The following is a 13,210-nucleotide window of genomic DNA, read 5'->3' as shown; positions in this document are numbered from 1 at the left end:
TCAGATCCGTTCTTCGGTCGATGGGTCGAACATCGAGGCTGATGTCGGATCGATACCAATGGTGATCGTTTCACCGGCTGCGACTTTGGCCTTGCCGTCCATGCGGATATGCAGCGGTTTGCCGTTCAGCGACGAATAGACCAACGTGTCCGACCCCATCGGTTCGACGATATCGACGGTCACTTGGGTCGTGACCGCATCGCCGACCTGATCGCCGGTCAGGATATGTTCAGGGCGAATACCCACGATCGCGGGTCCGTTCACGGCGCCGTTCGCATATTCGTAACCGCCCATAGGCAGCGTGATGTCGCCCATGGTGAACACGCCGTTTTCCAGATGACCTTCGAAGAAATCCATCGAAGGTGATCCAATGAAATCAGCCACATAGAGGTTTTGCGGACGGTTATAGATTTCGTCAGGCGACCCCAGCTGCATGATCTTGCCGCCCTTCATGATCGCGATGCGGTCGGCCAGCGTCATGGCTTCGATCTGGTCGTGGGTCACGTAGATCATGGTGTTCTGCAACTGCTGGTGCAGCTTTTTAATCTCGACCCGCAGGTCGGCGCGCAGTTTCGCATCTAGGTTCGACAGCGGTTCATCGAACAGGAACACATCCACATCGCGAACCAAAGCACGGCCAATCGCAACGCGCTGACGCTGACCACCCGAAAGAGCCGCAGGTTTACGATCCAGCAAAGGTTCGATTTGCAGAATTTCCGCAGCACGCGCGACGCGTTTTTCGATTTCGTCCTTTGGCATTTTGGCGTTTTTCAGGCCAAAGGTCAGGTTCCCCTTAACCGTCATCTGTGGGTACAGCGCGTAGGACTGGAACACCATTCCAATACCGCGTTCATTGGGTTCGGACCAGGTGACGTTTTTGCCGTTGATGAACAGCTGACCGGCAGAGACCTCTAGCAGGCCCGCGATACAGTTCAGCAACGTGGATTTACCGCATCCCGAAGACCCCAGCAGCACGACAAATTCGCCCTGTTTGATGTCCAGATTCAGGTTTTGCAGGACTTTGACCGCGCCAAAGTTCAGATCGAGGTTTTTGATTTCAACAGAATGCATATTCTTAGCCTTTCACAGCGCCCGCCGCGACGCCGCGCACGAAAAGTTTGCCAGAGACAAAGTAAATAAAGAGAGGAACCGCCCCGGTCAGAAGGGTCGCCGCCATGTTGACGTTGTATTCTTTGACGCCTTGGACCGAATTCACGATGTTATTGAGCTGAACCGTCATCGGATAAGAGTCAGGTTTCGAGTAGATCACACCGAACAGGAAATCGTTCCAGATACCCGTGACCTGTAGGATGATGGCGACCACAAAGATCGGCATCGACATCGGCAACATGATACGGAAATAGATGCCCCAGAAACGGGCGCCATCAACGCGGGCCGCTTTGAACAACTCTTCTGGGAGAGAAGCAAAGTAGTTGCGGAAAAGCAGCGTAAGGATAGGCATACCAAAGATCGAATGCACGATCACAAGGCCACCCAATTTGGTATACAGGCCCATTTCGCGCAGCATGATCACGATTGGGTAGATCATCACCTGATACGGAATGAACGCGCCAAAGATCAGGATGCCAAAGAACACATTCGCACCCTTGAACCGCCAGTTGGCCAATGCATAACCGTTAACGGATGCAATGATGATCGACGCCAGAACCGACGGGATTGTGATTTGAACGGAATTCCAGAACCCGCGCGACAGGCCGTCACAGTTCAGGCCGGTACAGGCCTGGGACCAGGCTTTGACCCATGGTTCGAATGTGATCTCCATGGGCGGAGCAAAGATATTGCCCATGCGGATTTCAGGCATACCCTTGAGCGACGTCACGATCATCACGTACAGCGGCACAAGGTAGTACAGCGAAATCACGATCAGCGTGCCATAGAGCATGATGTTGCGGCTCGAGAATGGCGTTTTCGGTTTCGGGCCGTGTGGGCCGGTGAATTGTACTGGATCAGCCATGTTTCTTACGGCCTCCGAATTCTAGATATGCGAATGGGATTAGCGCGATCAGCACGCCAACAAGCATCATGGTCGACGCAGCAAAGCCTTGGCCCAAGTTCTGGCCACCGAACATGTAGTCATAGACGTATTTTGCAGGCACTTCCGACGCGAGCCCCGGTCCGCCCGACGTTTGGGCCACGACCAGATCGTAGAGTTTGATAATGCCCGAAGCGATCAGCACCAGCGTGGTCACGAACACAGGTTTCATCATCGGAATGACAACGAAAATATAGGTTTTCCACGCAGGGATGCCGTCAACGCGCGCGGCTTTCCAGACGTCTTGATCGATGCCGCGCAGACCAGCCAGCATCAGACACATGACCAGCCCCGTGCCCTGCCACAAACCCGCGATCAGGATGCCGTAGATCACGATGTCAGGGTTAAACAGCGGGTCAAAGGTAAAGCTTTCCCAACCTAGGCTGCGCACGATATGCTGCACGCCGAATTCAGGCGTCAAAATCCACTGCCAGACCAAACCGGTCACAATGAACGACAGCGCGAAAGGGTATAGGAAAATGGTGCGGAACAGGCTTTCCAGACGGATTTTCTGATCCAACAACGCCGCCAGAACAAACCCGATCACCAGCGAAAACACCATTGAACAGGCGCCGTAAACCGCAAGGTTTTTGATCGACAAAATCCAGCGATCAGAATCCCACAGGCGTTCGTATTGATCGAACCCGATCAGTTCGCTTTTGGGCAGCAATTTAGAATTGGTAAACGAATGATAAACCGTCCAAAGGGTGGCGATGACAAAGATACCGACAGAGGTAAACGCCATGGGAACCGCTGCGACTTTGGAAGATAGATTGGCCCCAAACGCACGTTCGATCGCGCCGCGTGGGGTGGTTGCGTCATCGCGCGTGCCAACAATCAACAAAGCGATTGAAAACAGGGCGAAAACTTTGATCGCAAACGATGCGAACGGCGACAGCGCTTTCCACGCCTTTTTATATTCCTTGGCAAATTCCCAACTGTCCTGAACGCCTTTTTGCGCCAAGATCAGGATGGCGGCAGCCAAACAAATGCCGAATATCCAACCCAAAACCGGCCCGCGTAGGCGGTTTGAAAACAGCTCAAGTCGGCGCAATTTGGCGAACATAACGGCCAAAATAGCGGCACCAACCAGCAATATCGCCTCGGGTGCGTGATCAAAAATCAGCCCCTCGACCCCAATTTGTCTAAGAATAAAAAACAGGCTGGCCAGACTGATTGACCACAAAAATGCCCGTTCAATCCGCGTTTGCGGCATGACGGCTCCCCTTTTTCCGTTGATCCGACCCCATAGGGTCAAAAAAGGGGCCAGCCCGCAGACTGGCCCCGATATTTGCAGTGGTTAGTCAGCCGACGCGATGATTTTCGCGTAGGATTCCTGTACCTCTGCCACGGTCATGTCTGGGGTGTTCCAGAATGTGGTCATCAGTTCGTCGATCTGCGTGATGGTGTCCTGAGTAAAGGTCATATCCGCCGATGGCAGAACGCCGCCCGCATTCAGGATTTCGATGCCTTTCTGCATACAGTCGTTTGCAGAGGACATATCGATATCACCGCGTACCGGCAGCGAACCTTTTTTCAGGTTAAAGGCGACCTGTACTTCTGGGCTTAGCAACAGAGCGGCCAGTTCTTTTTGTGCGGCTTCGACGTCTTCATCATCGTTCACAGGGAAATAGAACGCGTCGCCACCTGTATCCAGAACTTCGCGGAAACCCAGACCTGGCAAACAGCTGTAATCTTCGCCTGCGACCTGACCGGCCACTGCGAATTCACCCTGCGCCCAGTCACCGTGGATTTGCGCACCCGCTTCGCCGGTGATGACCATGTTGGTCGCCATGTTCCAGTCGTTTACGTTCGAACCAACGGCCAGCTGACGCGCATCGTCGAATGCCTCAAACACGCGAGTGTAATCAGGACCCGCTGCAACGGATGCGTCTTTGTCGACGTTGACCGCACGCCACGAAGCCTCTGGCAATAGCGCTACCGCCAGCGCACCAAACGCTAGGTTGGTCTGCCACTGCTGCTGACCCATTGCCAGCGGCACAACACCTGCTTCGCGCAGGGCTGGACCAGCGGCTACGAATTCATCCCAGTTGGTTGGAACAGCAGTGCCTGCCTTTTCGAACGCGTCATGGCTTAGCCAGATCCATTGGGTCGAGTGGATGTTCACAGGCGCACAGTAAACGCGACCATCAACGGTACAGGACGACAACAGGTTCGACGGATTCACAACGTCCAACCAACCGTTTGCTTCGGCAACATCGGTGATGTCCAACAACAGGCCTGCTTCGATCAGTTCTTCGGCTTGGCGGCCGTGGTTCAGCTGGGTCGCGCCCATCGGTTCGCCGCCGATAATACGGCTGATGATGATAGGACGTGCCACGCCGGACGAACCCGCAATCGCGCCATCAACCCATTCGTGTTCGGTTTTCGAATTGAATGCATTGGCCAGCTCGGCCACCGCTGCGGCTTCACCACCCGAAGTCCACCAGTGAGTGACTTCTAATTCGGTCGCACCAGCGGATGTAGCGGCGCAAAGTGCCGTAGCGGCAAGCAGTTTGGTTGTTAGTTTCACGATTTGCTCCTCCCTGAATCTAAATCGTTGTAGAAATTTCTATAACGTTTTAGATTGCCCTGACAAGAAATTTTCAAAGGTTTTTTTCGCCGCACGCGCAAACTCGGGTTGCCGCGCTGCGGCGTTAAAACCCAACACCACAGACTGGACGGGGGCCCGCCAAAACAGCACAAAAGAAATCGGCATATAAATAAGGGACGAACGGATGGCTCAGGATCAAAACCCCACGCAGTACGAGCTGCTGCCTGGTGAAAAACCAACACTAAAAACAATCTCAAGGTTAAGCGGGATGGCCGTCCCTACCGTTTCGCGTGCGCTGAACGATGCCCCCGATATCAACGTCGAAACCAAAAAAACGATTCGCGAAATTGCGGACGCTATCGGGTATGTGCCGAACCGCGCGGGGGTGCGTCTGCGCACGGGACGTACCAATGTGATCAGTCTGGTTCTGGCCCCTGAAAACGACATGATGAACCACACCGCGCAGCTGATTAATTCAATCACGCGCGAATTACGTGGCACGAATTACCACCTGAACATCACGCCCTATTTCTACGATGATGATCCGTTGAAACCGATCCGTTATGTCGTCGAAAACCATTCGGCCGATGCCATCATCATGAACCAAACCACGCCGAACGATCCACGTGTCCGCTATTTGATCGACCATAATTTTCCTTTCGCGACCCACGGCCGTACCAGCCTGAAAACCCATCCTTATTTCGATTTTGACAACCACGCCTACGCCGCCTTTGCGGTAGAACATCTGGTCAAACGCGGCCGCAAACATCTGGTTGTCGTCGCGCCGCCGCGCGGACAATTTTATGCCGAAGACACCATTAACGGCGCCACCGAAGCAGCCGAAAAACTGGGCGCATCGCTGCGCATTATCCGCCGCATTAACAGTGACAACAGCGCCGAAGTTGCCTGTGCAGCGCTCAAAGACATCCTGACCGAAGACCCCACAATCGACGGGATCATTTGTTCGTCCCCTCTGGCTGCGATGGGCGCGGCCGTGGCGGTCGAAAAAAAGGGCCGCGTTTTGGGCGGTGACATTGATGTGTTCGGCAAAGAGGCGATCAATTTTCTGCGGATATTCCGCAGAGACATCATCGTCATGAAAGAAGACGTCGCGCGCGCCGGTGCATTTCTGGCCCGCGCAACCATCGAGGCGATCCGCGATCCGCTCGCGCCGCCGATGCAAGGATTACAGGTGCCAACCGAGGACGATCTGGCACCCTAGGCATTACTAACGGAGGATAACATGCCATCTCAGATCAAAGGCCCCGCGCTATTTCTGGCGCAATTTGCAGGGGACGACGGACCTTTCAATTCATTGGAGGGTATCACGAAATGGGCCGCAGGGCTGGGGTACAAAGGCGTACAGATCCCCACCTTTGACGCCCGCCTGTTTGATCTGGAAAAGGCCGCAACCTCTCACACCTATTGCGACGAGGTTAAAGGCATCTGCGCCGACGCAGGCGTTGAAATCACCGAACTATCGACCCATTTGCAGGGGCAGCTGGTCGCCGTGAACCCCGCCTATGATGATGCGTTCGACGCTTTTGCCCCTGCACATCTGCACGGCAACCCAAAGGGCCGTCAGGAATGGGCCGTCGACCAGATGAAAAAGGCCGCCGTGGCGTCGCGCAAACTGGGCTTGAAACACACCGTGTCCTTTACCGGTTCGCTGGCCTTTCCCTATCTGTACCCATGGCCCCAGCGCCCCGCTGGCCTAATCGAAGAGGCATTTGCCGAACTGGGTCGCCGCTGGACCCCGATTTTGGATCACTACCGCGATAATGGGCAGGACATCGGATTTGAAATCCACCCAGGCGAAGACGTGTTCGACGGCGCGACCTTTGAAATGTTTGTCGATGCCTGCGGCGGACACGAGGCCGCGATGATCAACTACGATCCGTCGCATTTCCTGCTGCAGCAGCTGGATTATCTGGCGTTCATCGACATCTACCACGACCGCATCAACGCGTTTCACGTCAAAGACGCCGAATTCAACCCGACAGGGCGTCAGGGTGTTTATTCAGGCTATCAGGGCTGGACCAACCGCGCGGGCCGTTTCCGCAGCTTGGGCGATGGTCAGGTCGATTTTGGCGGCATCTTCAGCAAGCTCACCCAATATGGCTATGATTCATGGGCTGTGCTGGAATGGGAATGCTGCATCAAATCCCCAGAACAGGGCGCAGCCGAAGGCGCCCCATTCATCGCCAAACACCTGATCGAGGTGACCGAAAAAGCCTTCGACGACTTCGCCGGCGCGGAAAAGGACGAGGCACAGATCAAACGGATGCTGGGCCTATGAAGAAACTGAAACTGGGTATGGTCGGCGGCGGCCAAGGCGCGTTTATCGGCGGCGTGCATCGCTATGCGGCGCGTCTGGACGGGCGATTTGATTTGGTCGCGGGCGCTTTGTCGTCTGATCCCGAACGGGCCGCTGCGTCGGCGGCGGAACTGGACATCGAACGCAGCTATTCGGATTTCAACGAAATGGCAGCCGTTGAATCGGCCCGCGACGACGGTATTGACGCCGTGGCGATCGTGACGCCCAACCACATGCACGCCGCCCCCGCGATCGCGTTCCTAAAGGCGGGTATCCACGTTATCTGCGACAAACCGCTGACAGCCACAGCAGAACAAGCCGAAGAGTTGGCCCGCGCGGCGCAGGCATCGGATGCGCATTTCATCCTGACACATAACTACACGGGCTACCCCCTGATGCGTCAGGCCCGCCAGATGATCGCTGATGGCGCATTGGGCAAACTGCGCGTGATACAGGCCGAATACGCCCAAGATTGGCTGACCGAACCATCTGACGCGGACAACAAACAGGCCGCATGGCGCACCGATCCCAAACTGTCAGGCGCGGGCGCTATCGGAGACATCGGCACCCATGCGTTTAACCTGCTGTCCTTTGTGACGGGGTTGGGCACTGAATCGCTGATGGCGGATCTGCATGCCTTCGTGGATGGCCGTCAGGTCGATGACAACGCGCACATCATGCTGCGAATGGAGGGCGGCGCCCGTGCAATGCTCTGGGCCAGTCAGGTCGCTGTGGGCAATGAAAACAGCCTGAAATTACGCATTTACGGCGACAAAGGCGGGATTGAATGGGAACAGGAAAATCCAAATCGGATGACCTTTACCCGATTTGGAGAGCCCAAGCAGATCATCACCCGCGGCCAAACCGGCAACGCCGAATGGACCCGTATCCCGGGCGGCCACCCCGAAGGCTACCTCGAAGCGTTCGCCACCATCTATTCCGATGCCGCAGATCGCATTCTGGGAACGGGCGGCGATTTGCTGACTGATATCAACGCTGGGCTGGACGGGATGTGGTTCATCCGCGCCTGCCAACATAGCGCCCAGCAAAATTCCGTATGGGTTGATCGATAAACAAAAACGGCGGCCATCTGGTCGCCGTTTTTATTTAAGAAAGAACAGGATCGCCATCACGGCACCAATGACCCCGATGGCCCAACGCAAGATATCGGTGCGTTTAATTTGCCGCGCAAATGTTGCCCCTGCAATGCCACCCATCAAACCAGCAACACCAACGATGAACGCGGAACGCACATCAATCAGGCCAGCCGCAAAATAGGCCGACACCGATGTCACCGAAATCACCGCAGACATCAGGTTTTTCAAACCGTTCATTTCGTGGATGTTCTGCATTCCAGCCAGCGATAGCCCAGCCAGCAACATGATGCCCAGCCCACCGTTGAAATAGCCTCCGTAGACGCAGATCGCGAACACACAGGCCGCTGCAAAAACCGATGGCAGCGGACCTGTCCGCAGTAAAATCGCTGGTCCCCAAACAAAAACGACCGTCGCAACGACCAACAACCATGGCACCAAGCCGTCGAATATCTGTGCAGGCGTGACCAACAGCAGGCCCGCTCCGCATAGCCCGCCAACCGCCGCCGCCCCGATCAGCGCCAGAATCCGTTGTCGTGCCTGACGGAATTCGCCGCGATAGGCCCATGCGCTGCTTAGATACCCCGGAAGCGCGGCAAAGGTCGCGGTCGCATTTGCCGACAATGGCGGCACCCCCGCCCAAACGAGCGCAGGAAAGGACACAAAGGTCCCGCCACCCGCAATTGCATTCATCACGCCAGCAATGAACCCTGCGATTATAAGAATGATTTCCTCCATCCAAGCATACCGATGCCAAACCAATTGGAATTGCAAACAAAATTTCACCGATTGGTCTAAAATTACTTGCCTTTCGTAGAGGTAATGCAAGTATGCACGCAGCAACCTCGGAGGGGAGGTTGAGACATTTTGGGAGGAAAACAAATGGATCGTCGTTCATTTCTACGCACGTCTGCATTGGGCGGTACCGCAGCCGCGGCATCATCGCTAGCCGCGCCAGCCGTAGCGCAGGGCCGCATCACATGGCGCATGGTCACCACTTGGCCAAAGAATTTCCCAGGTCTGGGCGTCGGCGCTCAGCGTCTGGCCGACCGCATCACCGCCGCATCCGACGGCGCACTGACCGTCGAAGTTTATTCTGCCGGTGAACTGGTTCCGCCACTACAATCGCTGGACGCGGTTATCGACGGCACCGCCGAAATGAGCCACGGCGCTGCCTATTACTGGCAGAACAAATCGACCGCTCTGTCGTTCTTTACCGGTGTGCCATTCGGCATGACCAGCCGCGAAATGGCGGCTTGGGTCCGTTACATGGGCGGTCAGGAACTGTGGGATGAAATCTATGACCAGTTCGGCGTTCAGGGTTTCCTATCAGGCGACACCGGCACCCAAGCTGGCGGTTGGTTCCGCAATGAACTGACCTCGATCGACGACATTCAGGGCCTGCGTTTCCGCACCCCGGGTCTGGGCGGTCAGGTTTGGCAGGGCATGGGCGCATCCGTGACCAACCTTGCAGGCGGCGAAATTTTCCAAGCGCTACAGTCCGGTGCATTGGACGCAGCCGAATTCGTTGGTCCGTACAACGATCTGGCACTGGGTTTCTATCAGGTGTGCAAACACTACTACACATCGTCGTTCAACGAACCGGGCCTAGCGACCGAAGTCGTTGTAGACAAAGCGAAATATCAGGCTCTGCCAGCAAACCTACAGGCGATCGTTCGCGATGTAGCGCAGGCAGAATACGATCAGGTTGCATCGGATTTCTATGCAAACGATCCACGCGCCCTGAAAACGCTGGTCGAAGAACACGGCGTGACCATCCACAGCCAATTCCCAGACGACATCATGGAAGCCGCAGCAGCATCCGCTAAGGAAGTTCTAGGCAACGTTCTGAATTCGGACGACGAACTGGTTCGCCGTACTGGCCGCAGCTTTATCGACTCGCTGCAGTTGCTGCGCACCCGTACGGAAAACACGGATCAGACGTTCAACGCTGTACGTCAGAAATTCATGGACTATTCCGACCTGTAATCGACTGTCAAAGTCGGTCAAAGGCCCTGCCACCGTGCGGGGCCTTTGGCGCAACAACGTTCAAGGCAGAAAGGGCAAATCATGGCTTTATTGTCCCATATCATGCGTTTCATAAATGGCATTAACCGTTTGATAGGAAACGTTTTTTCATGGCTATCCATCGCCATCGTTCTGATTTGTTTCTGGGTTGTCGTCGAACGATACCTGTTTTCCAACACCCGCCTTTGGATGCAGGATCTGTATCCATGGCTGAACGGCGTGATGTTCACCGCAGTCGCCGCATTTGCGCTGTTTCATGACGACCACGTGCGTGTCGACATCTTTTATCGCCCCGGTTCGCCATTAAAAAAGGCATGGATGGATTTGGTCGGCGTGACCGTTTTCCTGTTGCCGTTTATGTACGTCGTCTACACCTACTGCCTGACATTTGTGACGCGCAGTTGGGGCCTGAAAGAAGCCTCCGCCAACCCAGGCGGCGCACCAGGCCTGTTTCTGGTCAAAGCCTTTATTATCTTTTTCGCGATCACGGTCGCGCTACAGGGGATTTCGATGCTGATCCGTTCGATCCTGACCATCAGCGGAAAAACCGACCTGATCCCCGAAGACTACCGTTATAAGGAGCCCGTATAATGGACCTGACATTGATCGGAGAATTGCTGTCTGGCCTGATGTTTCTGGGCGTCATCGGCATGCTTATGCTGGGGTTTCCTGTCGCCTTTACGCTTGCAGGTACATCGATCCTATTTGGCCTGATCGGGTATTGGTTGGGCGTTTTTGATTTTTCCAACATGGGCGCGCTGGCGGGTAAATTCACCGGCTATATGACAAACGAAGTTCTGGTCGCTGTGCCGCTGTTCATCTTTATGGGTGTGATGCTGGAAAAATCCAATATCGCCGAACAACTGCTGTCCACCATGGGCAAGCTGTTTGGAAACATGCGCGGCGGTCTGGGTATTTCTGTGATTGTGGTTGGTGCACTACTGGCCGCGTCTACGGGCGTTGTGGGTGCAACGGTCGTGACCATGGGTCTAATCTCGCTCCCTGCGATGATGCGGGCTGGATATGATCCGAAACTTGCCTGCGGTACGATCTGCGCATCGGGCACATTGGGCCAAATCATCCCGCCGTCGACAGTGCTGATTTTCATGGGTGACATGATCGCGGGTATGCATTCGCAGGCACAAATGAGCCTTGGCAATTTTGCCCCTAGTGCCGTGTCCGTCGGCGATCTGTTCGCAGGCGCCTTTATTCCCGGCATGCTGTTGGTTGCGATCTACATCAGCTATGTTTTGTTCAAAGCTGTGACCGACCCCGCCAGCTGCCCGGCAACACCCGTATCCCCAGAAGACCGCAAACATTTGCTACGCGAAGTCTTTGTGGCCTTGGTCCCACCGCTATTGCTGATCCTAGCCGTTCTGGGGTCCATTTTGGGCGGCATCGCCACCCCGACCGAGGCGTCGTCCGTGGGCGCTGTTGGCGCGACCGTTCTTGCCTTGATCCGTGGGCGTCTGAATTTCGCAATCATCCGCCACACCGCGCTAAGCACCGCAAAGATCACGTCGATGATCTTCATCATCTTGTTTGGCGCATCGGTCTTTTCCGTCGTCTTCCGTCAGATGGGCGGCGATGATTTGGTTCATGAATTCCTGTCCAACATCCCGGGCGGCGCAACAGGCGCCATGATCGCGGTCATGCTGACGATGTTTGTTCTGGGTTTCATTCTGGATACGTTCGAAATCATCTTCATCGTCCTGCCCATTACAGCGCCAACCCTGTTGCTGTTGGGCGTTGACCCCATTTGGCTGGGCGTCATGATCGGCGTGAACCTGCAGACCAGTTTCTTAACCCCGCCGTTCGGCTTTGCGCTGTTCTACTTGCGCGGTGTGGCTCCGGCCTCGATCACGACGGGGCAGATATACAAAGGCGTCATTCCCTTTGTGCTGCTACAGATCATGGCGATTGTGCTCCTGTTCATATTCCCTGAACTGGTCACGTGGCTGCCATCCAAACTGTTCTAAATAACCAAAGGCCGCCTTTAGTCAGGCGGCCTTTTTGTTTCTAGGCCAACTCGGATTGTTCTCCGTCCCTGTCGCGCCTGAAATGATCATCAACACGCGTGGCGACAACCATGAAACCATTCACGTCTTGGCCACGGTCCTGACGCAATACGCAATTCACTAGGTGCATATGCGTAAACCCAGCTTGCTGAAGAAGGTCCTGAACATAGGTTCTGGAATGGGCAAAGCGACGACTGTCTTTCAACTGATATGGCAGGTCACCACGTTCCAACGTAAATGCAAATCGTCCATTCGGCGTCAGTGCCTGCGATGTCCAAGACACGATACGCTCCAGCGCGCCTAAATAGATGAAAACATCGGCAGCAACGATCAAATCAAACTGACCATGTACGGGTTCAAGCGCATTCAAATCCTGCTTTTCTAACAGGTCATAGATGTTCTTATCCTGCGCCTCATTCAGCATCCCCTGAGAAATATCATAGCCACCCAGCCATTCGGTATAAGGCCGAAGCCGTTCCCCCATCAGGCCCGTGCCGCAGCCCAAATCCAATGTTTTCTTGGCGGTCTTCAGGCCGGTCTCCATCAAACCCTGCATCAGCAAATCGGGTGCACGATACTCCAATTTTTCGACAAGCGAGGCTTCGAAACGGGGCGCGTACTGATCGAACAGCATTTCAACGAATGCAGACGGCGCAGTGTCGCTCACCGTCAGGCCTGACATCAAATCTATTTTCAAACCCGCGCCGAACGGATCGCTGGGATCATGTTCAACAACATGCTGCCACGCCTTAATCGCGGAATCGCGGTCGTCAATCAGTTCGAAATATTCACCCAACCTGAACCAACCCGCCGCCCAATCTGGCGCAATATCCAAAGCAGAGCGCAAGATTTCAATCGCAGCATCCATATCGCCCAGATGCGCCATCGTTGCAGCGAAATCCGCACGTCTGTCCGCGATCAAATGACCCGAAGGGAATGGCTTTCCAACCATCATCAGTACTTTCTAGAAAGGTCCTGAACTGCTTATGCGGCAGATCAAGGAAGCACTACGGACAAATTCCATAGCAAGCCGCATTTATTTGGCGATTTCCGATAAGTCAAATGAATTGGTTGCGGGGGTAGGATTTGAACCTACGACCTTCAGGTTATGAGCCTGACGAGCTACCGGGCTGCTCCACCCCGCGA

General features: G+C 55.0%; 12 protein-coding genes and 1 tRNA gene. 6 read left to right on the top strand and 7 right to left on the bottom strand.

Features of this window, described 5'->3' with window-relative positions; all coding sequences use genetic code 11:
* From ACXAGA_RS16060 to ACXAGA_RS16045, 4 genes are all read right to left on the bottom strand, one after another.
* On the bottom strand, positions 1 to 1,071 hold the full coding sequence (locus ACXAGA_RS16060) for an ABC transporter ATP-binding protein (protein ID WP_475118483.1): 1,071 nt from the start codon (positions 1,069 to 1,071) through the stop codon (positions 1 to 3).
* Between the two features lie 4 nt (positions 1,072 to 1,075).
* Positions 1,076 to 1,975: a carbohydrate ABC transporter permease gene (locus ACXAGA_RS16055; RefSeq protein ID WP_475118482.1), complete on the bottom strand. Its 900-nt coding sequence runs from the start codon at positions 1,973 to 1,975 to the stop codon at positions 1,076 to 1,078.
* Complete coding sequence (locus ACXAGA_RS16050; protein WP_475118535.1) at positions 1,968 to 2,798, bottom strand: carbohydrate ABC transporter permease; 831 nt, start codon at positions 2,796 to 2,798, stop codon at positions 1,968 to 1,970. Before ACXAGA_RS16050 ends, ACXAGA_RS16055 begins: the two co-directional genes overlap by 8 nt.
* Positions 2,799 to 3,353: 555 nt before the next feature.
* Positions 3,354 to 4,586 carry an ABC transporter substrate-binding protein gene (locus ACXAGA_RS16045; protein WP_475118481.1) on the bottom strand — a complete coding sequence of 411 codons (1,233 nt, stop codon included), beginning with the start codon at positions 4,584 to 4,586 and terminating at the stop codon, positions 3,354 to 3,356.
* A 205-nt stretch (positions 4,587 to 4,791) separates the two neighbouring features.
* Here ACXAGA_RS16045 and ACXAGA_RS16040 point away from each other — a divergent pair, with 205 nt between their 5' ends.
* Genes ACXAGA_RS16040 through ACXAGA_RS16030 form a run of 3 tightly spaced genes read left to right on the top strand, consistent with a single transcriptional unit; the run spans position 4,792 to position 7,997 of the window.
* Positions 4,792 to 5,829 (top strand): LacI family transcriptional regulator, encoded by a 1,038-nt coding sequence (locus ACXAGA_RS16040; RefSeq protein WP_475118480.1) that lies wholly within the window; start codon positions 4,792 to 4,794, stop codon positions 5,827 to 5,829.
* A 21-nt stretch (positions 5,830 to 5,850) separates the two neighbouring features.
* A complete protein-coding gene (locus ACXAGA_RS16035; protein ID WP_475118479.1) occupies positions 5,851 to 6,906 on the top strand; it encodes a sugar phosphate isomerase/epimerase family protein in 1,056 nt (351 codons plus the stop codon).
* On the top strand, positions 6,903 to 7,997 hold the full coding sequence (locus ACXAGA_RS16030; protein WP_475118478.1) for a Gfo/Idh/MocA family protein: 1,095 nt from the start codon (positions 6,903 to 6,905) through the stop codon (positions 7,995 to 7,997). Before ACXAGA_RS16035 ends, ACXAGA_RS16030 begins: the two co-directional genes overlap by 4 nt.
* A 30-nt stretch (positions 7,998 to 8,027) precedes the next feature.
* Here ACXAGA_RS16030 and ACXAGA_RS16025 read toward each other — a convergent pair whose 3' ends face one another.
* Positions 8,028 to 8,756 carry a sulfite exporter TauE/SafE family protein gene (locus ACXAGA_RS16025; protein WP_475118477.1) on the bottom strand — a complete coding sequence of 243 codons (729 nt, stop codon included), beginning with the start codon at positions 8,754 to 8,756 and terminating at the stop codon, positions 8,028 to 8,030.
* A gap of 144 nt (positions 8,757 to 8,900) precedes the next feature.
* Between ACXAGA_RS16025 and ACXAGA_RS16020 the strand changes: the two genes are divergently transcribed.
* The 3 genes from ACXAGA_RS16020 (at position 8,901) to ACXAGA_RS16010 (ending at position 12,025) form a co-directional block, all read left to right on the top strand.
* Entirely contained in the window at positions 8,901 to 10,007 is a 1,107-nt protein-coding gene (locus tag ACXAGA_RS16020) for a TRAP transporter substrate-binding protein (RefSeq protein WP_475118475.1), read from the top strand.
* Positions 10,008 to 10,088: 81 nt separating this feature from the next.
* Positions 10,089 to 10,637: a TRAP transporter small permease subunit gene (locus ACXAGA_RS16015; protein WP_475118474.1), complete on the top strand. Its 549-nt coding sequence runs from the start codon at positions 10,089 to 10,091 to the stop codon at positions 10,635 to 10,637.
* A complete protein-coding gene (locus ACXAGA_RS16010; protein ID WP_475118473.1) occupies positions 10,637 to 12,025 on the top strand; it encodes a TRAP transporter large permease in 1,389 nt (462 codons plus the stop codon). Before ACXAGA_RS16015 ends, ACXAGA_RS16010 begins: the two co-directional genes overlap by 1 nt.
* A gap of 40 nt (positions 12,026 to 12,065) precedes the next feature.
* On the opposite strand, the gene ACXAGA_RS16005 is transcribed toward ACXAGA_RS16010, so the two are convergent.
* Both ACXAGA_RS16005 and ACXAGA_RS16000 read right to left on the bottom strand, forming a co-directional pair.
* On the bottom strand, positions 12,066 to 13,019 hold the full coding sequence (locus tag ACXAGA_RS16005) for a class I SAM-dependent methyltransferase (protein WP_475118472.1): 954 nt from the start codon (positions 13,017 to 13,019) through the stop codon (positions 12,066 to 12,068).
* A gap of 113 nt (positions 13,020 to 13,132) precedes the next feature.
* Positions 13,133 to 13,209: transfer RNA gene (locus ACXAGA_RS16000), tRNA-Met, on the bottom strand.
* Between the last annotated feature and the right edge of the window lies 1 nt (position 13,210).

The organism is Marivivens sp. ABH4_498, from assembly GCF_056160585.1.
Note: the sequence above shows the minus strand (reverse complement) of the source record. Positions and strands in the feature narration are given on the sequence as shown.

Coding starts and splice junctions, on each gene's coding strand:
- ACXAGA_RS16015 (WP_475118474.1), top strand. CDS start 10,089: ATGGCTTTATTGTCCCATATCATGCGTTTCATAAATGGCATTAACCGT.
- ACXAGA_RS16035 (WP_475118479.1), top strand. CDS start 5,851: ATGCCATCTCAGATCAAAGGCCCCGCGCTATTTCTGGCGCAATTTGCA.
- ACXAGA_RS16030 (WP_475118478.1), top strand. CDS start 6,903: ATGAAGAAACTGAAACTGGGTATGGTCGGCGGCGGCCAAGGCGCGTTT.
- ACXAGA_RS16060 (WP_475118483.1), bottom strand. CDS start 1,071: ATGCATTCTGTTGAAATCAAAAACCTCGATCTGAACTTTGGCGCGGTC.
- ACXAGA_RS16020 (WP_475118475.1), top strand. CDS start 8,901: ATGGATCGTCGTTCATTTCTACGCACGTCTGCATTGGGCGGTACCGCA.
- ACXAGA_RS16025 (WP_475118477.1), bottom strand. CDS start 8,756: ATGGAGGAAATCATTCTTATAATCGCAGGGTTCATTGCTGGCGTGATG.
- ACXAGA_RS16055 (WP_475118482.1), bottom strand. CDS start 1,975: ATGGCTGATCCAGTACAATTCACCGGCCCACACGGCCCGAAACCGAAA.
- ACXAGA_RS16010 (WP_475118473.1), top strand. CDS start 10,637: ATGGACCTGACATTGATCGGAGAATTGCTGTCTGGCCTGATGTTTCTG.
- ACXAGA_RS16050 (WP_475118535.1), bottom strand. CDS start 2,798: ATGGCGTTTACCTCTGTCGGTATCTTTGTCATCGCCACCCTTTGGACG.
- ACXAGA_RS16040 (WP_475118480.1), top strand. CDS start 4,792: ATGGCTCAGGATCAAAACCCCACGCAGTACGAGCTGCTGCCTGGTGAA.
- ACXAGA_RS16005 (WP_475118472.1), bottom strand. CDS start 13,019: ATGATGGTTGGAAAGCCATTCCCTTCGGGTCATTTGATCGCGGACAGA.